26 protein-coding genes are annotated in these 23,214 nt (G+C 69.3%); 21 read left to right on the forward strand and 5 right to left on the reverse strand.

Annotation, left to right across the window (positions count from 1 at the left end; all coding sequences use genetic code 11):
* Window positions 1–82 precede the first annotated feature (82 nt).
* Genes thiS through B5D37_RS12140 form a run of 4 tightly spaced genes read left to right on the forward strand, consistent with a single transcriptional unit; the run spans window position 83 to window position 3,738 of the window.
* The gene (gene thiS, locus B5D37_RS12125) at window positions 83–283 is read left to right on the forward strand and encodes a sulfur carrier protein ThiS (protein WP_078759061.1); all 201 of its coding nucleotides are present in this window, start codon (window positions 83–85) and stop codon (window positions 281–283) included.
* 36 nt (window positions 284–319) lie between these two features.
* Window positions 320–1,123: a thiazole synthase gene (locus B5D37_RS12130; RefSeq protein WP_078759002.1), complete on the forward strand. Its 804-nt coding sequence runs from the start codon at window positions 320–322 to the stop codon at window positions 1,121–1,123.
* Window positions 1,123–1,857, forward strand: coding sequence for a tRNA (guanosine(46)-N7)-methyltransferase TrmB (gene trmB / locus B5D37_RS12135; RefSeq protein ID WP_078759003.1), 735 nt, complete (start codon window positions 1,123–1,125; stop codon window positions 1,855–1,857). The genes B5D37_RS12130 and trmB overlap by 1 nt, the downstream gene beginning before the upstream one ends.
* Window positions 1,858–1,899: 42 nt before the next feature.
* Window positions 1,900–3,738, forward strand: a complete 1,839-nt coding sequence (locus tag B5D37_RS12140) for an SLC13 family permease (RefSeq protein ID WP_078759004.1) — start codon at window positions 1,900–1,902, stop codon at window positions 3,736–3,738.
* Window positions 3,739–3,752: 14 nt separating this feature from the next.
* On the opposite strand, the gene B5D37_RS12145 is transcribed toward B5D37_RS12140, so the two are convergent.
* Window positions 3,753–4,100: a Rieske (2Fe-2S) protein gene (locus tag B5D37_RS12145; RefSeq protein ID WP_425478064.1), complete on the reverse strand. Its 348-nt coding sequence runs from the start codon at window positions 4,098–4,100 to the stop codon at window positions 3,753–3,755.
* 113 nt (window positions 4,101–4,213) lie between these two features.
* Between B5D37_RS12145 and B5D37_RS12150 the strand changes: the two genes are divergently transcribed.
* The 5 genes from B5D37_RS12150 to B5D37_RS12170 all read left to right on the forward strand — a co-directional run bounded on the left by B5D37_RS12150 (window position 4,214) and on the right by B5D37_RS12170 (window position 8,952).
* On the forward strand, window positions 4,214–4,507 hold the full coding sequence (locus tag B5D37_RS12150) for a hypothetical protein (RefSeq protein ID WP_078759006.1): 294 nt from the start codon (window positions 4,214–4,216) through the stop codon (window positions 4,505–4,507).
* A 3-nt stretch (window positions 4,508–4,510) separates the two neighbouring features.
* A complete protein-coding gene (locus B5D37_RS12155) occupies window positions 4,511–5,245 on the forward strand; it encodes a fumarylacetoacetate hydrolase family protein (protein WP_078759007.1) in 735 nt (244 codons plus the stop codon).
* Window positions 5,246–5,260: 15 nt separating this feature from the next.
* Window positions 5,261–5,695: a large conductance mechanosensitive channel protein MscL gene (mscL, locus tag B5D37_RS12160; protein WP_078759008.1), complete on the forward strand. Its 435-nt coding sequence runs from the start codon at window positions 5,261–5,263 to the stop codon at window positions 5,693–5,695.
* Between the two features lie 107 nt (window positions 5,696–5,802).
* Window positions 5,803–7,206 (forward strand): M28 family peptidase, encoded by a 1,404-nt coding sequence (locus B5D37_RS12165; RefSeq protein WP_078759009.1) that lies wholly within the window; start codon window positions 5,803–5,805, stop codon window positions 7,204–7,206.
* Between the two features lie 9 nt (window positions 7,207–7,215).
* Entirely contained in the window at window positions 7,216–8,952 is a 1,737-nt protein-coding gene (locus B5D37_RS12170) for an EAL domain-containing protein (RefSeq protein ID WP_078759010.1), read from the forward strand.
* A gap of 13 nt (window positions 8,953–8,965) precedes the next feature.
* Here B5D37_RS12170 and B5D37_RS12175 read toward each other — a convergent pair whose 3' ends face one another.
* From B5D37_RS12175 to flgA, 4 genes are all read right to left on the reverse strand, one after another.
* Complete coding sequence (locus B5D37_RS12175; RefSeq protein WP_078759011.1) at window positions 8,966–10,225, reverse strand: ATP-binding protein; 1,260 nt, start codon at window positions 10,223–10,225, stop codon at window positions 8,966–8,968.
* Complete coding sequence (locus tag B5D37_RS12180) at window positions 10,222–10,578, reverse strand: hypothetical protein (protein ID WP_078759062.1); 357 nt, start codon at window positions 10,576–10,578, stop codon at window positions 10,222–10,224. Before B5D37_RS12180 ends, B5D37_RS12175 begins: the two co-directional genes overlap by 4 nt.
* Window positions 10,579–10,583: 5 nt before the next feature.
* Window positions 10,584–10,904, reverse strand: a complete 321-nt coding sequence (gene flgM / locus B5D37_RS12185; protein ID WP_078759012.1) for a flagellar biosynthesis anti-sigma factor FlgM — start codon at window positions 10,902–10,904, stop codon at window positions 10,584–10,586.
* A 73-nt stretch (window positions 10,905–10,977) separates the two neighbouring features.
* Window positions 10,978–11,649 (reverse strand): flagellar basal body P-ring formation chaperone FlgA, encoded by a 672-nt coding sequence (gene flgA / locus B5D37_RS12190; RefSeq protein ID WP_159447397.1) that lies wholly within the window; start codon window positions 11,647–11,649, stop codon window positions 10,978–10,980.
* Between the two features lie 159 nt (window positions 11,650–11,808).
* Between flgA and B5D37_RS12195 the strand changes: the two genes are divergently transcribed.
* The 12 genes from B5D37_RS12195 (at window position 11,809) to flgL (ending at window position 23,207) form a co-directional block, all read left to right on the forward strand.
* Window positions 11,809–12,741, forward strand: a complete 933-nt coding sequence (locus tag B5D37_RS12195) for a chemotaxis protein (protein ID WP_078759013.1) — start codon at window positions 11,809–11,811, stop codon at window positions 12,739–12,741.
* Window positions 12,742–12,823: 82 nt separating this feature from the next.
* Window positions 12,824–13,195, forward strand: a complete 372-nt coding sequence (flgB, locus tag B5D37_RS12200; RefSeq protein ID WP_078759014.1) for a flagellar basal body rod protein FlgB — start codon at window positions 12,824–12,826, stop codon at window positions 13,193–13,195.
* A 22-nt stretch (window positions 13,196–13,217) separates the two neighbouring features.
* Window positions 13,218–13,625 (forward strand): flagellar basal body rod protein FlgC, encoded by a 408-nt coding sequence (gene flgC, locus B5D37_RS12205; RefSeq protein WP_078759015.1) that lies wholly within the window; start codon window positions 13,218–13,220, stop codon window positions 13,623–13,625.
* A gap of 23 nt (window positions 13,626–13,648) precedes the next feature.
* Window positions 13,649–14,317, forward strand: coding sequence for a flagellar hook assembly protein FlgD (locus tag B5D37_RS12210; protein ID WP_078759016.1), 669 nt, complete (start codon window positions 13,649–13,651; stop codon window positions 14,315–14,317).
* A 47-nt stretch (window positions 14,318–14,364) separates the two neighbouring features.
* Complete coding sequence (gene flgE / locus B5D37_RS12215) at window positions 14,365–15,585, forward strand: flagellar hook protein FlgE (RefSeq protein ID WP_078759017.1); 1,221 nt, start codon at window positions 14,365–14,367, stop codon at window positions 15,583–15,585.
* 27 nt (window positions 15,586–15,612) lie between these two features.
* Complete coding sequence (locus B5D37_RS12220) at window positions 15,613–16,359, forward strand: flagellar basal body rod protein FlgF (protein WP_078759064.1); 747 nt, start codon at window positions 15,613–15,615, stop codon at window positions 16,357–16,359.
* A 39-nt stretch (window positions 16,360–16,398) separates the two neighbouring features.
* A complete protein-coding gene (flgG, locus tag B5D37_RS12225; RefSeq protein WP_078759018.1) occupies window positions 16,399–17,184 on the forward strand; it encodes a flagellar basal-body rod protein FlgG in 786 nt (261 codons plus the stop codon).
* Window positions 17,185–17,189: 5 nt separating this feature from the next.
* Complete coding sequence (locus B5D37_RS12230; protein WP_078759019.1) at window positions 17,190–17,939, forward strand: flagellar basal body L-ring protein FlgH; 750 nt, start codon at window positions 17,190–17,192, stop codon at window positions 17,937–17,939.
* A gap of 11 nt (window positions 17,940–17,950) precedes the next feature.
* The gene (locus B5D37_RS12235; RefSeq protein WP_078759020.1) at window positions 17,951–19,051 is read left to right on the forward strand and encodes a flagellar basal body P-ring protein FlgI; all 1,101 of its coding nucleotides are present in this window, start codon (window positions 17,951–17,953) and stop codon (window positions 19,049–19,051) included.
* Window positions 19,052–19,060: 9 nt separating this feature from the next.
* Window positions 19,061–20,098: a flagellar assembly peptidoglycan hydrolase FlgJ gene (gene flgJ, locus B5D37_RS12240; RefSeq protein ID WP_078759021.1), complete on the forward strand. Its 1,038-nt coding sequence runs from the start codon at window positions 19,061–19,063 to the stop codon at window positions 20,096–20,098.
* Between the two features lie 2 nt (window positions 20,099–20,100).
* Complete coding sequence (gene flgK, locus B5D37_RS12245) at window positions 20,101–21,984, forward strand: flagellar hook-associated protein FlgK (protein ID WP_078759022.1); 1,884 nt, start codon at window positions 20,101–20,103, stop codon at window positions 21,982–21,984.
* A gap of 29 nt (window positions 21,985–22,013) precedes the next feature.
* Window positions 22,014–23,207 (forward strand): flagellar hook-associated protein FlgL, encoded by a 1,194-nt coding sequence (gene flgL, locus B5D37_RS12250; protein ID WP_078759023.1) that lies wholly within the window; start codon window positions 22,014–22,016, stop codon window positions 23,205–23,207.
* Window positions 23,208–23,214: the final 7 nt, after the last annotated feature.

Here is a 23,214-nt window from a genome sequence, read left to right on the forward strand (position 1 = left end):
CGCCGCATCGAACCACGCCGCCCCGCGCCAGACAAGCACCGCGACGCTGGCCCTCCACGCCCGGTCGCGGGACAATGGGCGCATGGACATCATGCTCAACGGCGAAACCCGCGTCCTGCCCTCCCCCGCCACCGTCGCCGGCCTGTTGCAGGCCGAAGGCCTGGCCGAGCGCAGGGTGGCGGTGGAGGTCAACGGGGCGATCATCCCGCGCAGCCGCCACTCCGAACATGCGCTGTGCGAGGGCGACAAGGTGGAGATCGTCCATGCCCTGGGGGGCGGTTGAGGCATCCCGCGCGGCGAGCGATGCGATAATCCCTCCATGACAGCTCCCACGCCCTCCGCAGACTCCGACCTCCTCACCATCGCCGGCAAGCAGTACGCCTCGCGCCTGTTGACCGGCACCGGCAAGTTCGCCGACCTCGACGAGACCCGCCGCGCCACCGAAGCCGCCGGCGCCGAGATCGTCACCGTCGCGATCCGCCGCACCAACATCGGCCAGGACCCGGACCAGCCCAACCTGCTGGACGTCCTGCCGCCCGACCGCTTCACCATCCTGCCCAACACCGCCGGCTGCTACACCGCCGACGAGGCCGTACGCACCTGCCGGCTCGCGCGCGAGCTGCTCGACGGCCACAAACTGGTCAAGCTCGAGGTCCTGGGCGACCAGCGCACGCTGTTCCCGGACGTGGTGCAGACGCTGCTCGCGGCCGAGACACTGGTGCGCGACGGTTTCGACGTCATGGTCTACACCTCCGACGACCCGCTGCTCGCTCGCCGGCTGGAAGAGATCGGCTGCGTGGCGGTCATGCCGCTGGCCGCACCGATCGGGTCGGGCCTGGGCATCCAGAACAAGTGGAACCTGGTGGAAATCATCGAGAACGCCAAGGTGCCGATCATCGTCGATGCCGGCGTGGGCACCGCCTCGGATGCGGCGATTGCGATGGAACTGGGCTGTGACGGCGTGCTGATGAACACCGCGATCGCGGGCGCCCGCGAGCCGGTGCTGATGGCGCATGCGATGAAGCTGGCGATCCAGGCCGGGCGCGCCGCTTTCCGCGCCGGTCGCATCCCGCGCAAGCGCTTCGCGAGTGCCTCCTCGCCGGTGGACGGGCTCATCGGCTGATGGCAAGCGAGGAAGACGCCAGCGGCCGGCGGGCACCGCCGAAGCCGTTCACGGTCACCGAAGGCCATCGCCAGATCCGCAGCTTCGTATTGCGCCAGGGCAGGTTCACCCCGGCCCAGCAGCGCGCGTTCGACCAGCAGTGGTCGCGGTTCGGCATCGACTACCAGGGCCATGAGCGCGACTTCGATGCCATCTTCGGCCGCAGTGCCCCGCGCGTGGTCGAGATCGGCTTCGGCAACGGCGAGGCCCTCCGCCATGCCGCCGCCCACGACAAGGATCGCGACCTGATCGGCATCGAGGTCCACGCGCCTGGGGTCGGGCGGCTGCTCAATGCATTGGCCGAAGACGGCGCCACCAACGTCCGGGTCTACCACCACGATGCGGTCGAGGTGCTCACCCACGAGATCGCCGATGGCAGCCTCGACGAGGTGCGCATCTACTTTCCCGACCCGTGGCACAAGAAGCGCCACCACAAACGGCGACTGGTCCAGCCAGCGCTCGCCGAACTGCTCGTGCGCAAGCTCGCACCTTCCGGCCGCTTGCACCTCGCCACTGATTGGCACGACTATGCCGAGCAGATGTGGGACGTGCTCGACGCGACCGCAGGCATCGCCAACCGCGCCGGCAAGCGCGGCTCGGTACCTCGGCCGGACTGGCGCCCGCAGACGCACTTCGAGACCCGCGGCCAGAAGTTGGGCCACGGCGTCTGGGACCTCCTCTATGACCGTTGCTGACGGCCTGCGCCCGATAGCCACCGCGAGCTGAAACCACAGGGCATGGACACCGCGCTGACGCTCACCACCGACATGAAGCTCGTCCTCGGGCTGGTGGGCTTCACGATGGTGATGTTCCTGTTCGAGCGCATCCGCGCCGACGTCATCGCCCTGGTCGTGCTGGTCCTGCTGGGCCTGTCGGGACTGGTGGCCCCGGAAGCGATCTTCGGCGGCTTCTCGTCCAACGCGGTGATGAGCATCATCGCGACCATGATCCTGGGCGCCGGCCTCGACCGCACCGGTGCGCTCAACCGGCTGGCGGCGTGGCTGCTGCGACGTGCCCATGGCGTCGAGGAGCGACTGCTGCTGTTGACCGGCGCGGTTGCGGGCATCAACTCCTCGGTGATCCAGAACCCCGCGGTGATGGCGCTGTACCTCCCGGTGGCGTCGCGGCTCTCCTCGCGCACTGGCCTCGGCCTGCCGCGCCTGTTGCTGCCGCTGGCCGCCGCGATCGTCATGGGCGGCTCGCTGACCATGGTCGGCAACTCGCCGCTGATCATGCTCAACGACCTGCTGCTGGCGGCCAACAGCAACCTGCCCTCCGGCGCGGCCACGCTGGAGCCGCTGAAGATGTTCGCCCCGCTGCCGATCGGCATCGCGCTGCTGACGGCATCGCTCCTCTATTTCCGGTTCTTCGGCAACAAGCGCCTGCACGACGAGGTCGGCAAGGGCGCCACCCCTGCCCGCACCCAGAGCTACTTCGCCAACGCCTACGGAATCGACGGCGAAGTGTTCGAACTCACCGTCACCGCCGACAGCCCGCTGGTGGGCATGTCCCTGGGCGAAGCCGAGGCGCTGCACGGCGCGCCGCTGATCCTGGCGCTCAAGACCAAGGACGACGCCCGGCTCTCGCCCCCGGCCGATGCGCGCATCTGGGTGGGCAGCGTGATCGGCGCGATGGGCACCCGCCAGCAGGTCGGCGACTTCGCGCAGAACCAGATGCTGCGCCTGAGCTCCCGCCTGCGCGTATTCGGTGACCTTTTCAACCCGAGCCGTGCGGGCATCTCCGAAGCCGTGCTGCCGGCCACCTCCAAGTTCATCGGCAAGACCGGCAGCGACCTGCAGTTGCGCAAGCAACTCGGGCTGAGCCTGCTGGCGATCAACCGCGATAAGAAGGTAATGCGCGACGACGTGCGCGAGGTGCCGCTGCGCGCCGGCGACATGCTGGTGCTGCACAGCATCTGGACCGACCTGGCCGAGGCCGCCAAGGGCAAGGACCTGGTGGTGGTCACGGATTACCCGAAGGGGGAGCAGCGGCCGCACAAGCTGAAGATCGCGCTGGCGATCTTCGCGGTCTCGCTGCTGCTGGCGCTGTCCTCGCGCCTGCCGGTATCGGTCGCACTGATGACGGGGGTGGCGGGCATGCTGATCGCCGGCGTCATCCACATCGACGAAGCCTATTCGGCCATCAACTGGAAGACGGTATTCCTGATGGCCTGCCTGATCCCGCTGGGATGGGCGATGGATTCCAGCGGCGCGGCGGCATGGGTGGCGGGGCACAGCATCGAGCAGTTGCCACAGGCCACGCCCCGATGGGTGCTGCAGCTCGCGCTGGGATTGTTGACCACCGCCTTCTCTCTGGTGATCAGCCATGTCGGCGCGGCGATCGTCATGGTGCCACTGGCGATCAACCTGGCGCTGGCGGCGGGCGGCAACCCGACCGCTTTCGCACTGGTGGTGGCGCTGTCGGCCTCCAACAATTTCATGACCGCATCGAACCCGGTTATCTCGATGATCACCGGCCCGGCCAACTACACCGCCAAGGAACTCTGGAAGGTCGGCGGACCGCTGTCGCTGATCTACACGCTGATCGCGGTGGCCATGGTCAACCTGCTGTTCTGACCGGCGCTGCGATCTCAGGCCAGCCAGACGGCGCCGTCACGGACCACCACCTCGACCTTGCGCAGGGAATCCCCGCGGCACGGCCCCCCGACGCACTCGCCCTGCTCCAGCTCGAAGCTCGCGCCGTGGGCCGCGCAGACCAGCAACCGGTCCTTGCTGAGCAGGAACTGGCCGGGCGCCCAGTCCAGCCGCCGCCCCGCGTGCGGGCACACGTTCACCCAGGCGCGGACTGCGTCGCCCTGCCGATAGATCACCAGCGATTCAGCATCGCCGTCTAGCACGGCCTCTGTTTCCACCAGGGCCCCGTCCGGCAGGCGCTCCAGGCTCAAAAGGGCCTCCGCTCCAGTGCTTCCCGCAGACATCATCCTGGCTCCGGAATGAAAGTGGATTAACGAACTTCTCACATCCCCGGGGCGGCCCGGGTCGATACTTTGGGCACCGGGCCCACGGGCCGCATTGTGTCACGATGCCACGCATGACCAGTCAGACCTTCCGCTTCGATTCCCACCATTTCCAGTCACGCATGCGCGCCGCGTTCGAGCCGCGCAAGCCGCGCCACCCGTTGGTGCGTTTTGCCGTCGGCCTGCTCGGGCTGGCACTGCTGGTGGTGCTGGTGATGTTCAGTGTCGCGTTGGGTGCGGCGATGCTGGTGGCGGGTGTCGCGTGGAAGCTGCTCGCGGGCCGTGGCGCCCGCAAGACGGCCCACGCGGATCCGCGCGTGGTTGAAGGCGAGTACCGCGTACTGCGCAAGCCGCTGCTGCGTCGCTGACCGATGTCCGACGTCGTCCAGGTCGCCCCCCCAACCCGCATCCCGGTCCGCGCCACCGACTCCACCGCCTTCCCGGTGCGACGCGTTTACTGCGTCGGTCGCAATTTCGCCGACCATGCCCGCGAGATGGGTGCCACGGCGCCCTCGTCGCGCGCTGATCGCGGCACTCCCGTGTTCTTCTGCAAGCCCGCCGACGCCATCGTGCCCGGCGGTGTCGTGCCCTATCCGCCGGGCACCTCCGAGTTGCACCACGAGGTGGAACTGGTTGTCGCACTGGGTGCGGACGCCCCGCCCGGCGAGCTTGACCGCCTGCGCGCCGAGGCCCTGGTGTTCGGCTACGGCATCGGCCTCGACCTCACCCGGCGCGACCTGCAGGCGGCTGCCAAGGCCAAGGGCCTGCCGTGGGACGTGGCCAAGGCCTTCGATCGCTCGGCCCCGGTCAGCGAGCTCGTAGTGGCAGCCGACGTGCCGAAGCTGGACGGGCTGGGGCTTGAGCTGCGGGTCAACGGCGAGGTCCGCCAGCAAGGCCGGTTCACCGACCTGATCTGGGACGTGCCGGACATCCTGATCGAGCTGTCCAGGCTGTTCGAACTGCGCGCCGGCGATGTGGTCTTCATGGGCACCCCCGCCGGCGTGGGCCCGCTCCAGCCGGGAGACGAATATCTCGCGCGGCTCGGCGACGTGGTGGAACTCCAGGGCCGTATCGAGCTTCCCGCCACCACAGGTGGCACCCCCTAACCAAGGAGCATCGGCATGGCGGTAGTCAAGGAATTCAAGGCGTTCATCGCGCGAGGCAACGTACTGGACCTGGCCGTGGCGGTGGTCATCGGCGCGGCCTTCGGGCGGATCGTCACCGCGATGGTCGATGGCCTCATCATGCCGTTGACGGGTGTATTCACCGGCGGCGTCGACCTGTCCCACCTCTACGTCGCGCTGGACGGGCAGGACTACGAAAGCCTGGCCGCCGCGCAGGAGGCGTCCGCCCCCGTGCTGGCCTATGGCGCCTTCATCCAGAGCGTGGTCGACTTCCTGCTGGTGGCTTTCGTCATCTTCCTGGTCGTGCGCGCCTACAACCGCATGAACAAGCCGGAAGAAGCCGCCCCCGCCGCTCCCTCGGAGGAGGTGCTGTTGCTGCGCGAGATCCGCGACTCCCTCGCCAGGCGCGACAGCGGCGCCGGGAACGCCTGAGCCCGGCATTCGAGCCACGGCGTGACTTCGGACACGCCTGTCGCGCGGCTCCAGTTGATAACCTCGACCTTTCATGTCCCCGGGCCGTTCGCCCTGCAGGAGATCCGATGCGTGCAGTTTCGCTGGCCCTGGCCACCTCCCTCATCCTCGGCGCCGCCATTCCGGCCCATGCGGCCGACACCCGCATCCCCGACCAGGCGATGAAGACGGCGGAGCAGCTCCGGGAAACCGCGCTGGAGGGCGACCTGGGCTATCGCATCACCGAATCGCTGACCACCGAGATCGGCCCACGACTGGCTGGCAGCGAGGCCGACGCCCGCGCGGTGCAGTGGGCGGTGGCGAAGTTCGAGGAGCTCGGCTACGACCGGGTCTGGACCGAGCCGGTGACGTTCCCGAAGTGGGTGCGCCGGAGCGAGAACGCCCGCGTCGTCGGCCCCAACGCGCAGCCCCTGTCGCTGACCGCACTGGGCGGAAGTCCCGGCGGCCACGTCGAGGCGGAGGTGGTGCGCTTTGCCGACCTGGACGCGCTTGAAGCCGCGCCGGCGGGTTCGCTGGACGGCAAGATCGCCTTCGTCGACTACCGGATGGAGCGTGCCCGCGATGGCAGTGGCTACGGTCCCGGCTCGCGCGTACGCAGCCGCGGCCCTTCCGCCGCGATCCGCGCCGGCGCGGCCGGTTTCCTGATGCGCTCGGCAGGCACCGATTCGCATCGCAACCCGCATACCGGCATCACCCGCTTCGACGAGGGCCTTGATCCGGTTCCCTCGGCGGCACTGTCGGTACCCGATGCCGACCAGCTCGGCCGCCTGCTCGCCATGGGCAAGCCGGTGCGGGTGAGCATGGTGCTGGATTGCGGCTGGGACGGAGAAGCGACTTCCCACAACGTGATCGGCGAAATCACCGGCAGCAGCAAGCCCGGTGAAGTGGTACTCATCGGTGGACACCTGGATTCGTGGGACCTCGGCACCGGGGCGGTGGACGATGCCGCGGGCGTCGGCATCACCATGGCCGCCGGCAAGCTGATCGGCGACCTGCCGCAGGCGCCGGCACGCAGCATCCGCGTGGTGGCCTTCGCCAACGAGGAGCAGGGACTGTACGGCGGCAAGGCCTACGCGGAGAAGTATGCCGACCAGGTCCGTGCGCACCAGATCGCCGCCGAGAGCGACTTCGGTGCCGGCCGCATCTACGCGATCAGCACCGGCGCACCGGAGTATGCCCAAGGGGCGGTCCGGCAGATGGCCGAAGTGATGGCCCCGCTGGGCATCGAGTACGCCGGCGATGCCGGTGGTCCCGGCCCCGACATCAGCCCGTTCGCGGCACGCGGCCTGGCATGGGCGCGGCTGGCACAGGACGGCACCGATTATTTCGACCTGCACCACACCCCCGACGACACGCTCGACAAGGTGGATCCGGAAGCCGTCGCCCAGAACGTCGCCGCCTATTCGGTCTTCGCCTACCTGGCCGCTTCGGCCGAGGGCGATTTCGGCAGCACGCCGAAGCCGCAGGAATAGACTGGCTGCATGTCCCAACGCTATGACGAGTTCGGCTACATCTCGCTGGATCCCGTCGCGGGCGTTTACCGGCTCGGGGCCAACGGCCCCAGCCTGACCACCGCGCTGGCCGCCGCCAGCGCCACCAAGCGGCGGGTCGCGCTGCTGCATGTCGACATCGACATGTTCCGCTCGATCAACGTCAACATGGGCGAGGACGTTGGCGACCAGGCGCTGGCCGCCGCCGCCCAGCGGCTGCGCAAGGCCATCCCGCGCGAAGGCTGGCTGTGGCGGCTGGCGAGCGACGAGTTCATCGCCGCCATCGGCTACCGCGATGGCGAACTCGATGGCGAAGGACTGGCGGACCTGCTCCGCCAGGCGTTCGAGACGCCGCTGTCGATTCCGCCCTACTCCCTCCCCCTGACCCTCTCCATAGGCGTGGCGGTGTTTCCCGACCATGCCGGCAACGCCGCGGCCCTGCTGGCCAAGGCCGAGCAGGCCCTACTGCGGGTCAAGGAGCAGGGCATGGACAATGTCGGGCTTTACACCTCCGAGCCCGGCCGCGCGGCCTCCAGCGACGGCTTTGCCGAGCGCTTCGCCGACGCCTTCGACAACAGCGAGTTCCGGCTGTTCTACCAGCCCCTGATCAACGGCCACGACGGCGGCCTGTGCGGTTTCAGTGCGCTGCTACGCTGGCAGAGCGAGCGCCACGGGCTGATGCTGCCCAACCGCTTCATGGAGATCGTCGACCGCGTCGGACTGTCGGCCCGGCTGGGCTGGTGGGTGATCGATACCGCGATGCGCCAGCTGGCCCAGTGGCGGAGCGAGGGGCTGGACTACCTGTCGATGTCGGTGCATATGCCCGAGCCGCTGTTGAACCAGGCCGACTGCGTCGAGCGCATCGGCGCCCTGCTGCACAGCCACGGCCTGCCCGCGGAGTCGATGGAGTTCGAGCTCGGCGAAAGCACGCTCGCGCTGGATACCAGCCAGGTGTCGGAAACACTGGCCGGCCTGCGCGCGCTGGGCTGCACCCTGACCGTCGGCGACTTCGGCCTCGGCGGCCTGAGCCTCGCGGCGCTGGCGCAGTATCCGATGGACCGCCTCAAGATCGACCGCAACTTCGTGCGGAACGTCGCCACCGACACCCGCAGCACCGCCATCGTGCGAGCGATCATCGCCATGGGCCACCGGCTGGGCATGAAGGTGACCGCCAAGGGCGTGGAGAGCGAGGCGGAGCTCGGCTTCCTGCGCCGCAACCACTGCGATTTCTTCCAGGGCTACCTGTTCAGCGCGCCACTGCCGGTCGAACAACTGGACGAGCTGATCCGGCGCCGCTTCCTGCTGCCTGGCGCCTTCGCCGCAACCCGCCCCGAGCGCACCCTGCTGTTGCTGGACGACGAGGAGAACGTGCTGCGTTCACTGGTGCGCCTGTTCCGGCGCGACGGCTACCAGATCCTCACCGCCAACAGCGTGCGCGAGGCCTTCGACCTGCTGGCCAGCAACCCGGTGCAGGTGATCGTGTCCGACCAGCGCATGCCCGACACCAGCGGCACCGAGTTCCTGGCACAGGTGCGCGACATGTATCCGGACACCATGCGCATGGTGCTTTCCGGCTACACCGACCTGGCCACGATCACCGAGGCGATCAACCACGGCGCGATCTACCGGTTCCTGACCAAGCCCTGGAACGACGACGAGCTGCGCGAGCACATCCAGGATGCATTCCGCGCCTACGAACGGCAGGCGGCGGGCGACCAGGCGTTCTGATCAGGCCTGCGGGTCAGGCCTGCTGATCGGAAGCGACGTGCTCGGCGGCGGGTTCGGCCCTGGGCTGCTCCAGCGGCAGCACCACACGGAAGGTACTGCCCACCCCGACCCGGCTGGAGACTTCGATGCGGCCATGGTGCTTGGCGATGATGCTGTAGCAGATGGCCAGCCCCAGGCCGGTGCCGCGCCCGATCGCCTTGGTGGTGTAGAACGGATCGAAGATGCGCTGCAGGGCCTCGTCGGGGATGCCGCAGCCGCTGTCGCTGATGCTGATCCAGGCCTCGCCGTCTTCCGAACCGGTGGCCAGCACCAGGGTGCCGCGGCCCTCGATGGCCTGGCCGGCGTTGATCAGCAGGTTCATCAGGACCTGGTTGATCTCCGACGGGTGGCACTCCACCGGTGGCAGCGGGCTGTAGTACTTCTCCAGCCGCACCTTGTACTTGAGATCGTTCCAGACGATGTTGAGCGTCGACTCCAGGCCCTTCTCGAGGTCCGAGGGGCGCATCGGTTCGTCGCGGCCGACCCTGGAGAAGTCCTTGAGGTCCTGGACGATCTTGGTGACACGCTCGATGCCTTCGCGCGATTCGGCGAGCAGCTGCGGCAGGTCGCCGTTGATGAAGTCGATGTCGAGCCGCTCGCGCAGGGCCTGCAGCGTTTCCAGCTGTTCGGGCGTGCCATGCTCCTGCAGGGCAGCGGCATAGGCCTCGATCAGCGAGAACAGCGAGCCGACGTATTCCTGCAACGTCCCCAGGTTGGAATGCACGTAGCCGATCGGGTTGTTGATCTCGTGGGCGACGCCTGCGGCGAGCTGGCCGATCGACGCCATCTTCTCGGACTGCAGCAGCTGTTCCTGCGCGCCGGCGAGGCGCTCGTAGGTCAGCTGCAGTTCGTCGTGGCGGCGCTGCATCTCCGCCTCCCGGGCGGAGCGCTGGGACACATCGGTGAAGACGGCCAGCCGGCGCTGGCGGTCGCCCGGCGCGACGAGCAGCTTGATCTCCAGGGTCACGTCGTTGCCGGCGTCGACCTCGGCGCACCAGCGCCCATCTCGCGCGGCGGCATCCCACGCCTGCTCCGGGATGAGCCGGACCAGCGGGTCGGCACCGGACGCAGCGGAAGGATCAAGCCGCGCACCCAGTGCATCGACGGTGGCGTTGGTGTGCGATGGCCTGCCGTCGGGACCGAACAGCACGACGGCGACATCGGTCATGGCCAGGACCATCAACAGGTCCTCGCTCCACTCCTGCGCTCCGTCGCGGCCGGCGATTGCGTTCATCCCACTCCGAGGCACCGCGCTTGGGGTCGTGCGCTGGAATGCCCGCCGGCATCGTACACGCCGGAGGCTTCGGTCCTGCCCAGGTGGCGCAGGGCCCAACTCACCTCGCGGCGGCGGCGGGCCAGCAACACGTTGTTGGCACGGTTCATCTCGCTCAGGGCGAGGACGCGTTCGGAAGCATCGTCGCGCAGCGGCTGGGATTCGACCAGGCGCAGCGCCGACAGTTTTTCGCGGGTGGAATCAAGCAGCGCATTGACGTCGTGCTCCAGCAGCGCCCGGCGCTCGGCCTGCAGCGCCCGGTCCAGTGCGTCCAGTGCGTCCGGCGTGGTGGTGGAGCTGACCTGCGCGGCCATGGCGTTCATTTCAGGAGCTCGGACTCGAGGGCCAGCATGCGCGAGGCGATCTGCTTGGCGTCGATCTGGTAGCTGCCGTCGGCGAGGGCGGCACGCACTTCGTTGACCTTGGCCACGTCCAGCCCCGCACCACCGCCGCCGAGCGAGCGCTCAAGCGCCTGCAGGCCGGTGGCTTCGCCGGTGAGGCGCATGCTGTCGGCAGGCGTGGCCGCGGCCACGGGCTGCGAACGATCGCCGCCGGCATGCGTACGCGCCGTACTGGTGGAGGACAATTCGGCTGCGCGAAGCGCCTGGGACGCGCCGCCGCCGTCTATCTTGTGGGTCATCACACGCTCCTGATTGCTCGGTCACACCCGGTAACGACCGTCCATTCGGGAACTTTAGCCCGGGCCGGGCAACTCAATTCACCACCTCCACGAGTCCGTCCCCGAGCAGGCGTCCCCGGATAATACGCCGGGAGGCGACGTTCTCCACCGCCACCGTGCCCCCCGGCGCCGCCCGCCCCAGCGCGCGCCCGGCCATGCGGACCTCGATCCCTCCCATCCTCGAGACCAGCACCACCGGGTCGCCGCGTTTGACCGGGGCACCCTCCGACACGTGCTCGCGGGTCAGTGCCTCCCCAGGCACCAGCTCCTGCACCGCGTTCATGCCGATGACGGCTTCCGGGCTGGCGAACCCCTCGCCGCCCGCACCCGCCATGTCGCGCCTGCGGACGGCCACGTGCCCGGCCGTGATCGGTTCCCCCACCGGCACGGCTTTGGTCAGCACCACCACGTCGGCTTCGCGACGCACCCGCACCGGCACATAGATACGCCAGCCGGGCGAAGCGTCGCAGCGCACTTCCACGGTGCGGGCACTGGTCGGCACCGCCTGCAGCGGCGTCGGGCACGCCGCAAGCCGCAGGGCCGGATCGACCACCGCTTCCGAGGCCGTCCCCGCCAGCCCCAACGCCTCCAGTGCAATCGCCCGGACGCGGTCCACCGGCGTGCCGCCGTCGGCCCGCGCTGTTCCCCCTGGAAGCAGCAGTGCCGACAACAACAGCAACAGGACGGTGGAACGCGTGATGGACAAGAGGCACTCCGTCGATGGACGTGAAGGACTGGCGGAATGACCCCAGCAAGAGCCGTGCCGTGGACCGGTGCCTCCCCGACGCGATCCCACCGCGACCCACCCACGATCCCGGGTCGATCCGGCCCTCAAGAACCGCGAGGCGGCGCCGACAACCCCTGCATGAGCCAACAACTGCTCGACCGAATCGACCAACGCACCCGCCTGGCCGGCCATAACCGGCTCGCCCTGCTGCTGTTCCGCCTGGGGCAGCGTCAGCTTTTTGGCGTCAATGTCTTCAAGGTGCAGGAAGTGATCCCGCGCCCGCCGCTGTTCACCCTGCCGCAACTGCCCAATGCATTCAGCGGGGCGGCGGACGTGCGTGGCCGCACCGTACCGGTGCTCGACCTCGCCCGGGCGATCGGCTACGACACCGGCGATGCGCCGCCGCCCGCCTACCTGGTGGTGACCGAGTTCAACCGCAGCGTGCAGGGCTTCCTGGTCGCCGGCGTGGACCGCATCGTCAACATCGCGGTGGAGGACATCCAGCCGCCACCGGACCTGGGCGGGGAAGGCAACTACCTCACCGGCGTCACCCGCCACCACGGCGAGCTGATCCAGCTGATCGACGTGGAGAGCGTGCTGGCCGAGTCGGCCCCCCGGGTCAGCGATGCCATCGGCCTGGTGCCCCTGCACACCGCGGCCAACGTGCCGCGCGAGGTGCTGGTGGTGGATGACTCCCGCGTCGCCCGCAACCAGATCCGCATGGTGCTCGAGCAGCTCGGCCTCACCGCAACCCTACTGTCCGATGGCCGCCAGGCGCTGGAGCACCTGCAACAGCTGGCCGACAGCGGCCTGCCGCCCCAGCAGCGCTACGCCATGGTGATCTCCGATATCGAGATGCCGGCGATGGACGGCTACACCCTGACGACGGAAATCCGTCGCCACCCCTCTCTGAGGGGGCTCTACGTGCTGCTGCACACGTCGCTGTCGGGCGTGTTCAACCACGCGATGGTCGAGCGCGTGGGCGCCGACGACTTCGTGCCCAAGTACTCGGAGAACGAGCTAGCGCGGCGCATCGCTGCCCGGATGGACACCCTCGCCCAGGCCGCCTGAGGCCCAGCGACACCGCTGCACCGCCCACTTCTGGCACGCCAATTGCCTTGACCCCCGGGGAACCCGCACCCCGGAGGGCGCAATGTCAGATTTCCTAGGTATCCACGGCACCGCGCTGGCCCTGCGAGAGCAGCGCCTGCAGCTGTTGGCCGCCAACATCGCCAACGCCGACACCCCGGGCTTCCAGGCCCAGGACATGGACTTCAACAGCGCCCTGCAGGCCGCCCTGCAGCCCGGCGCCGGCGCCGGCGGCGGCATCGAAGACCCGATCGCCCTCGCGGCGCAGTCGGCGCGCTATGCCACGCCGTCCTCCCAGCCCAGCCTCGACGGCAACACCGTGGACGGAGAGCGGGCCAAGGCCTCCTTCGCCCAGGCCTCGCTGGAATACCGGGCTTCGCTGTCCTTCGTTGAATCGAAGGTCCGCGGAATGCTGACCGCGATCACCGGCCAGTGATGGCTGACGGGGAGCACGCACGATGAGCAACCTTCCGATCTTCGACGTCGCCGGCTCGGCGATGAACGCCCAGTCGGTGCGCCTGAGCACCGTCGCCAGCAACCTGGCCAACGCCGACACCGTCTCGGGCGACCCCGAAGCCGTCTACCGCGCCCTGCACCCGGTGTTCTCGGCCGAGGGCGTGGCCGGCAAGCCGGAACTGGCGGGCGTTCGCGTCACCGAAGTGACCCAGTCCGAAGCGGCGCCCCTGCGGCGCTACGAGCCCGGCCACCCCCTCGCCGACGGCGAAGGCTACGTCTACGCCCCCGACATCGATCCAGTCGCCCAGATGGTCGACATGATCTCCGCCTCGCGCAGCTACCAGGCCAACGTGGAGGTGTTCAACACCGCCAAGGAACTGGCCAACGCGACCCTGAACATGGGCAAGTAGCCCGAGACTGACGAGACCACGCGATGACCGCCATCGGCGCCACCAACAACGACAACCCCTGGAGCGGCCTGGGCCTGGAGAAGAAGGCCGACAGCCGCGACACCACCCTCGGCCAGGCCGACTTCCTGCGCCTGATGACCGAGCAGCTCAAGAACCAGGATCCGCTCAAGCCGCTGGACAACAACCAGTTCCTCGGCCAGCTGGCCCAGTTCTCCACGGTGCAGGGTATCGAGGACATGCAGGGCGCGATGACGTCCATGGCCAGCGTGATGGAGTCCGACCAGACCCTGCGCGCCGCCAGCCTGGTGGGCCGCGAGGCGCTGGTGGAGGCCGACGTGGTCGAGCTTCAGGCCGGCGGCGGCATCGGCGGCGAGATCGCCGCGACCCGCCCGGGCACCATCCAGATCGAGATCGTCGACAGCAGCGGCGCCACGGTGCGCCGCACCACCGTCGAAGCCTCCGGTGCCGGCAGCGTGGCCTGGCAGTGGGACGGCCTGGACGACGCCGGCAAGCCGATCGAAGCCGGCACCTACGGCATCCGCGCCACCGGCGGCACCGGCAAGGACACCGAGCGCCTCGGCGTCGGCGTCTCCGCCCGCATCGACAGCGTTTCCATCGAGCCGACCGGGCTCGTTCTCAACCTCGACGGACTGGGCAGCCACGCGCTGTCGTCCATCCGCCGCGTCGGCTGACCGCCGCCGCACCCCGCGACCCAGCATCCAGACCAGGAGCACGAACCATGAGTTTCCGCATCTCGCTCAGCGGCATGAACGCGGCCACGTCCGACCTCAACGTCACGTCGAACAACATCGCCAATGCCAACACCACCGGCTTCAAGCAATCGCGCGCCGAGTTCGCCGACGTGTTCCCGGTGTCCGCCTACGGCCTCTCCCGCAACGCCATCGGCGCCGGCGTCAAGCTGGCCCAGGTCGCGCAGCAGTTCGACCAGGGCAACGTCGAGTTCAGCGGCAAGGCGCTGGACCTGGCCATCAGCGGCCAGGGCTTCTTCACCATGTCCGACCGCGGCGCCACCGTGTACTCGCGTGCCGGCAACTTCGGTGCCGACGACTCCGGCTACGTGGTCAACCCCAGCGGCCACCGGCTGCAGGTGTTCCCCCCCAGCGCCAGCGGCACCGGTTTCGACACCGGCCGCATGACCGACCTGCAGCTGGCGATCGGCGACGCACCGCCGCGCGCCACCGCCGAGGTCGACGTCGGCACCAACCTGCCGGCAAACGCCGAGGTACCGGCGATCGCCCCGTTCGACGGCAACGACCCCACCACCTACAACCACACCACGTCGCTGAAGGTCTACGACTCGCTCGGCGCCGCGCACACCCAGACGATGCACTTCGTCAAGACCGCGAACCCGAACGAATGGCAGGTGCACACCTCCATCGATGGCACCGCCGTGGGCGGGCCGACCACGCTGCAGTACTCCGACATGGGCGAGCTGCTCAGCCCTGACCCCGGCACCATCGCCCTGCCCGCCCACGATCCGGGCAACGGCGCCGCGCCGATGGCGATCGAGCTCGGGCTGACCAACTCCACCCAGTACGGCAACGCCTTCGGTGTCTCCGCGCTGGTGCAGGACGGCCACACCACCGGACGCCTGACCGGGATCGAGGTCTCGGCCGAAGGCGTGGTCAACGCGCGCTACACCAATGGCGTGTCGACCCCGCTGGGCCAGGTCGCACTGACCAACTTCGCCAACCCGCAGGGCCTGCAGTCGCTGGGCGACAACGCCTGGGCGGAAACCGCCGAATCCGGTGACGCCCGCCTGGGCGCGGCCGGCTCCTCGGAGTTCGGTGCAGTCCAGGGCGGTGCGCTGGAAGCGTCCAACGTCGACCTGACCGAGCAGCTGGTGAACATGATCACCGCGCAGCGGAACTTCCAGGCCAACGCCCAGATGATCTCGACCCAGGACCAGGTCACCCAGACCGTCATCAACATCCGCTGAGGCGGGTAGCCGGAGGCACGCGAGATGATCGACAAGGCCATGTACGTGGCGATGACCGGGGCCAGCGCGACCATGAAGGCGCAGGCCTCGGTGTCGCACAACCTCGCCAATGCCAACACCGTCGGCTTCCAGGCCACCCTGGCCGGCACCGTCGCCGCCCCGGTGGCTGGCGAGGGCCACGGCTCCCGGGTCGCGGTCTCGCATCGCACCCTCGGCGTCAGCGCGGCGCCGGGGGCGATCAACGCCACCGGCAACACGCTCGACGTCGCCCTGGACCAGGAGCGCTGGCTGGCCGTGCAGACGCCCGGCGGCGAGACGGCCTATACCCGCGCCGGCGACCTCAAGCTCAGCCCCAATGGCCTGCTGACCACGGCCTCGGGGCTGTCCGTGCTGGACCAGCAGGGCGCGCCGATCGCGATCCCGCCGCACGAGTCGCTGCACATCGGCGGGGACGGCACCATCTCGATCGTGCCGCTGGGCGAACCGGAGGCCAACATCGGCGAAGCCGGCCGCCTCCAGGTGGTGGCCGCCCGCACCGACGAGCTGGTCCGCGGCGACGACGGCCTGATGCGGTTGCCGCCCGGCGCCGAGCCGCTGCCGCCCGCCGCCGGCAAGGTCCTGACCGCCGGCGCACTCGAGCAGAGCAACGCCGATCCGACCGCATCGCTGGTCTCGATGATCCAGCTGTCACGCCAGTTCGAGATGCAGGTACGGGTCTTGCAGAGCGGTGACGAGAACGCGCAGGCCAGCAATTCGCTGCTCTCCTCGCGCTGATTTTTTGACTGACCGACCCGGACAACAGAGGAATCCGCCATGACCCAGGCTCTTTGGATCGCCAAGACCGGCCTCGACGCGCAACAGACGCGCATGGCGGTGATCTCCAACAACCTCGCCAACACCAACACCACCGGCTTCAAGCGCGACCGCGCCAGCTTCGAAGACCTGCTTTACCAGACCGTGCGCCAGCCCGGGGGTGCATCCTCCGAGCAGACCCAGCTGCCCAGCGGCACCTCCACCGGCACCGGCGTGCGCATCGCCGCCACCGCCAAGCAGTTCACCCAGGGCAACCTGGCCCAGACCGGCAACGCGCTGGACGTGGCGATCAACGGCCGCGGCTTCTTCGAAGTGCTGATGCCCGACGGCAACCCGGCCTATACCCGCGACGGCAGCTTCCAGATCAACGCCCAGGGCGAGCTGGTGACCAACGCCGGCTACCCGGTGCAGCCCGGCCTGCAGTTCCCCGAAGGCACGCAGAGCGTGACCATCGGCAGCGACGGTACCGTCAGCGTGCAGCTGGCCGGCGAGCCCGAGGCCATGCAGATCGGCGCGCTGACCATCGCCGACTTCATCAATCCCGCCGGCCTGCAGGCCAAGGGCGAGAACCTCTACGTCGAGACCGGCGCCAGCGGCCCCGCCCAATTGGGCGCACCCGGCGAGAACGGGGCCGGCCTGCTTGCCCAGGGCGCGCTGGAAAGCAGCAACGTCAACGTGGTCGAGGAGCTGGTGTCGATGATCGAGACCCAGCGCGCCTACGAGACCAACGCCAAGGCGATCTCCACCACCGACCAGATGCTCGGCTTCCTGAACCAGAACCTGTGACCGCCATGAAGACCGTCGCCACCCTCGCCGTCGCCACGATCCTGCTGACCAGCGGCTGTGCCAGCCTGGTCGGCGATGTCCGCGCCTTCGAACCCTATGCACCCGTGGCTCCGATGTACGCCGGCGCCATGCCCGGCGAAACCGCCCATGCCGCAGCGCAGGTGCCGACCGCCATCGCGGCACCGCCCCATTCCGGCGGCTCGATCTACGCCAGCCGCGCCGGCGGTGGCGCACGGCCGCTGGCGCTGTTCGAGGACAACAAGGCGCGCAACGTCGGCGACCTGCTGACCATCGTGCTGGTGGAGCGCACCTCGTCCAGCACCAAGGCGCAGACCGCCGTGACCAAGGATTCGGGCTTCAGCATGGGTGCGCCGGTGATCGCCGGCGTACCGGTGACCTACAACGGACAGTCGATCCTGCAGGCCGAGGTCGAGGCCGGCCGCGACTTCAGCGGCGCCGGCGATTCCTCCCAGAGCAACCGGCTCGACGGCGAGATCACCGTCACCGTGGTGCGCGACCTGGGCAACGGCAACCTGCTGGTCAGCGGCCAGAAGCAGATGCGCCTCAACCAGGGCGACGAGCTGGTCCAGGTTCAAGGAATCGTGCGGGTAGCCGATATCACTCCCGACAACCGCATCACTTCCGACCGCGTCGGCAATGCCCAGATCGCCTATGGCGGCCGGGGCACGCTGGCGCGATCCAACGCGATGGGCTGGCTCGGCCGGTTCTTCAACTCCGCTGCCTTCCCGTACTGAGGACCACGACCATGCGTCGTTCCATCCCATCCATCGCACTCGCCCTCGCGGCCCTGCTCGTCAGCGGCCCGGCCTTCGCCGAGCGCATCAAGGACCTGGCCCAGGTGGCCGGCGTGCGCGGCAACGCCCTGGTCGGCTATGGCCTGGTGGTCGGCCTGGACGGCAGCGGCGACCGCACCAGCCAGACGCCGTTCACCGTGCAGAGCCTGAAGGCGATGCTCGACCAGCTCGGCGTCAGCATCCCGCCGGGCGTGAACCCGCAGACCAAGAACGTCGCCGCGGTGGCCCTGCACGCCGAGCTGCCGCCGCATGCCAAACCCGGCCAGACCATCGACGTCACCGTTTCGTCGATCGGCAATGCCGGCTCCCTGCGCGGTGGCGCCCTGTTGATGGCGCCGCTGAAGGGCGCCGACGGACAGGTCTACGCGATCGCCCAGGGCAACCTGATCGTCTCCGGCTTCGGTGCCTCCGGCCGCGACGGCTCGCGGATCTCGGTCAACGCGCCCAATGGCGGCAGCATCCCGAACGGTGCGACGGTTGAACGTGCCGTGCCCGGCGCCGCCCCCACCGGCGTGGTGACGCTGAACCTGCATGAATTCGACTTCACCACCGCATCGCGCGTGGTGGCCGCGGTGGACCGCGCCTTCGGCCCCGGCCATGCCCGCGCGCTCGACGGCGTCACCATCGAGATCGACCCGCCGCAGGGCGACCGCATCGCGTTCCTCTCGCAGCTCGAGTCGCTGGAGGTCAACCCAGGCGCCGCGGCCGCCAAGGTCATCGTCAATGCCCGCAGCGGCACGGTGGTGATGGGCGGCCAGGTCACGGTGCTGCCGGCGGCGGTCTCGCACGGCTCGCTGACGGTGTCGATCGTCGAAACCGCACAGGTCAGCCAGCCCGGTGCCTTCAGCGACGGCGTCACCGCCGTGGTGCCGGAGTCGTCCATCGAGATCCGCGAAGGCGGCGACCGCATGTTCCTGTTCGAAGGCGGCAGCTCGCTGGAGGCCATCGTCCGCGCGGTCAACGCGGTGGGTGCGGCCCCTGGCGACATCGTCGCGATCCTCGAGGCGCTCAAGCGCGCCGGCGCCCTGCGTGCCGAGCTCGAGGTGATCTGAGCCACGCCGATGCGCCTGCCTTCCGCCACCACCATCCCGCTGCAGCCGGCCGAGACCTCTCGCGACCGGCTGCAGACGGCTGCGCGCGAGCTGGAATCGCAGTTCGCGCAGATGATGATCAAGTCGATGCGCAGCACCAGCTTCGGCGATCCGCTGATGGGCGATGACAGCACCTACCGCGACATGTACGACCAGCAGCTGTCGCGCGAGCTGACCAAGGGCCGCGGACTCGGGCTGGCACCGATGATCGAGCGCCAGCTCTCGCGCAGCCTGCCGGGGCAGCCACCTGGCATGGCACCGGCCGGCCAGACGGCACCGGTGCTGCTGGGCAATGGCATGACGCAGTCACTGCCGCTGGCGATGCCGCTGTCGAGCGGCCGCGGTGCGGGCCGGGGCATTTCCCTGGCCCCGACCAGCAGTGGCACCTCGCTGCCCGCGATGGCCCCGCTGCCGCCACCACTGCCGAGGCAACCGGTTCAGGCCGCCGCCATCGGTGGCCCGGCCGACCCGGCCGCGAAGGTCGACAGCAGCAGCCCGGAAGCCTTCGTGCGTTCCATCTGGCCGCATGCGCAGGAAACCGCGCGCGAGCTCGGCGTGTCGGCCAAGGCCCTGGTCGCACAGGCCGCGCTGGAGACCGGCTGGGGCCGGCGTCTGGTCGGCGGCGATGGCTCGCACAACCTGTTCGGCATCAAGGCCACCGGCGGCTGGCGCGGCAATCGCGTCGACTCCGCCACCCACGAGTTCGTCAACGGCCGGCGCGAGAACCAGCGGGCCGAGTTCCGCGCCTACGGCTCGGTGCGCGACAGCTTCGCCGACTACGCCCGGCTGATGCGCAAGGACCGCTATGCCGGTGCACTGGCCGCGGGAACCGATCCCTCCCGCTTCGCATCCGCACTGCAGCGTGCCGGCTACGCCACCGATCCGGCCTACGCCGCCAAGATTTCCGCGATCGCCAATGGGCCGACGCTGCAGCGCGCGCTCTCCACGCTCGACAACGGCACTGACCGCATGGTCGCCGCCGCACCCGCGACCCACGACCGAGGCTGACCATGAGCGACCTACTCTCCACCGGAAGCTCCGCCCTGCTGGCGTTCCAGCGCGCGCTGTCGACGGTCGGCCACAACGTCGCCAATGCCTCCACGCCCGGTTACAGCCGCCAGCGCGTCGCGCTGGAAGCCCGCGTCGGCCACAACGCCGCCGCCGGCAACATCGGCGCCGGCGTCGACGTCGCCAAGCTGGAGCGGCTGGCCGACGGCCTGGTGTTCGGCCGGCAGGTCGACAGCAGCGGCGAGATGGGCCGGCTGGGGCAGCTTTCCTCCCTGTCCACCCGCCTCGACAAAGTCGTCTCCGACCCCACCAGTGGCCTGGCCAAGCCGTGGTCCGAGTTCTTCGCCGCCGCCGAGGGCGTGACCGCCGAGCCGACCTCGCTGTCGGCGCGCAACCAGTTGCTGGCATCGGCCAACCAGCTGGCCTCGCGCTGGAGCTCGATGGACCGGCAGATGGAGCAACTGGACCTGGAAGTGAACGACCGCATGAAGACGCAGGTCGCCGCCGCCAACCAGATTTCCAGCGAGATCGCCACGCTCAACCGCGACATCGCCGCCGCCGGCCGCAACGCCTCTCCCGACCTGCTCGACCAGCGTGCCCTGCGCGTGGACGAGCTGGCCCAGCTGGTGGGCGCCGAAACCGTCAAGCAGGACGACGGCTCGCTCAACGTCTTCACCACTGGCGGGCAGCCGCTGGTGCTGGGCGAGAAAGCCATGACCCTGGGCACGATGCCCGACCCTTATCGCGCCGACCGCCTGCAGCTTTCGCTGCAGAACGCGAGTGGCGGATCGATGCGGCTGCCGGCCACATCCGTGTCCGGCGAGGTCGGCGGGCTGATCGAGTTTCGCGAGCGCGTGCTGGACCCGGCACGCGCCGAACTGGGCCGCCTCGCCACCGCCTTCGCAGGTGAATTCAATGACACCCAGCGTGGCGGAGTCGATTACAACGGCACCGCCGGCTCGGACATGTTCGGACTGCCGCCGCCGCGCATCGATCGCCACGCCAACAACACCGGCACCGCCACCATCACCGCCGGTATCGGCGACATGGGCGCACTGAAAGGCAATGACCTGGTGCTGCGCTTCGAAGGCGGCGGCTGGAGCGCGACCCGCCCCGGCACCGGGGAAGCCGTGCCGATGACCGGCAGCGGCACCGCCGCCGACCCGCTGCGGGTGGATGGCGTCGAGCTGGTGGTCGCGGGCACGCCTGCCACCGGCGACCGCTTCTCGCTGCGTCCCACCGCGGGCGTCGCCGGGGGCATGAAGGTGCTGCTCGACGACCCGGCCACGATTGCCGCCGCCGCACCGCTGGAAACCAGTGCGGACGCGGGCAACATCGGCACCGCCAGCCCCGGTACCAGCCGGATCACCGATCCGGCCGCCTTCGCCGGCTTCGGCGGCGCGACCATCGATTTCATCGATGCCGGCAGCTACACCATCGACGGCGCCGGTCCTTTCACCCATGTCGCCGGCACGCCGATCAGCGGCAACGGCTGGTCGCTTGAGCTGAAGGGCACCCCGGCCGCCGGCGACCAGTTCACCCTGTCGAAGACACCGCCGCGCTCCTCCGACAACGGCAACGCGCTCGAGATGGCCGGCCTTGACGAGCGCGACATCCTCGTCGACGGCACGCTCGACCTCAGCGCCGGCCTGAGCCAGTTCACCGGCCGGACCGGCAGCGCCGCGCGGCACGCCGAACTGACGCTGGAGGCGCAGTCGGCCATCCACTCGCAGGTGACGGCCGAGCGCGAATCGATCTCCGGCGTGAACCTGGACGAAGAAGCGGCCAACCTGCTGCGCTACCAGCAGGCCTACCAGGCCGCCGCCCAGGTGATCGCCACCGCCGACACCCTGTTCCAGTCCCTGCTCGGCGCCGTGCGCCGCTGACCGCCGCTGAAGTCCCCGGAGCCACACCGATGAGAATCTCCACCGCCGGCATGTTCAACCAGGGCCTGCAGAGCATGCTGCAACGGCAGTCCGAGCTGATGCGCACGCAGGAACAGATCACCAGCGGCAGGATGTTCAAGCATGCCGCCCAGGACCCCGCCGCCGCCTCCGCGGCACAGGGGCTGGACCACGCATTGTCCTCACTCGAGCAGTTCGGCAAGAACGCGGACCACCTCGGCCGCCGCCTCAACCTGCAGGAGAACGCGCTGACCGATGCCGGCGACCAGTTGATCCGCGCCCGCGAGCTGACGATCCGCGCCAACACTCCGAGCGTGTCGGACCAGGACCGCAAGCTGATCGCGATCGAGGTACGCCAGTTGCGGGAGGAAATGATCAGCATCGCCAACCGCAACGACGGCGGCGGCCGTGCGCTGTTCGCAGGCACCCGCGATGGCGTCGTGCCGTTCGCCGACAACGGCGGCAACGTCGCCTACGTCGGCAATGACGGCCGCAACGATGTCGAGGTCGCACCCGGGCTGTTGCTGGGCGACACCGACGCGGGCAGTGCACTGTTCATGCGCGTCCCTACCGGCGACGGCATCGTGCGCGCCAGTGCGGGCGCCGCCAACACCGGCAGCGGCGTGCTGGCCACCAGCAGCGTCACCGACCATGCCGCGTGGAGCGGCGACGGGATCAGTGTGGAGTTCAGCACGGCGGATACCTACCGCGTGCTGGATGCCACCGGCACCGAGATCGCCACCGGCACCTGGCAGGATGGCGAGACCATCAGCGCCGGTGGTGTGCAGATGAAGCTGGGAGGCACACCCGCAGCCGGCGATACCTTCAGCGTCGGCCCGGCCGTCAACCGCGACATTTTCGCCACGCTTGATGCATTGGCTGATGCCATGGAGGCACCGGGGGGAACAGCCGCCGCCGACGCAAGTCGGATCAACGTGCTTTCAGCAGGCCTGGGTGATCTTGCGACCGCCCAGGAGCACCTGCTCTCTGCACGCGCGGGCACCGGCTCACGGCTGTCCAGCCTGGACCACGCGGAGGAGAGCCGGAGCGCCACCGCGCTGTCGCTTGAAACCACACTCTCCGACCTGCGCGATACCGACGTCGCCGAAGCCGCCACGCGCTTCAGCATGCAGATCACCGCGCTCGAGGCTGCCCAGCAGGTGACGATGCGCATGCAGGGCCTGTCGCTGTTCAACAAGCTCTGATCGCACA

The sequence above is a fragment of the Lysobacter spongiicola DSM 21749 genome (assembly GCF_900167055.1).
In the GTDB taxonomy this organism is placed as follows: Bacteria; Pseudomonadota; Gammaproteobacteria; order Xanthomonadales; family Xanthomonadaceae; genus Novilysobacter; species Novilysobacter spongiicola.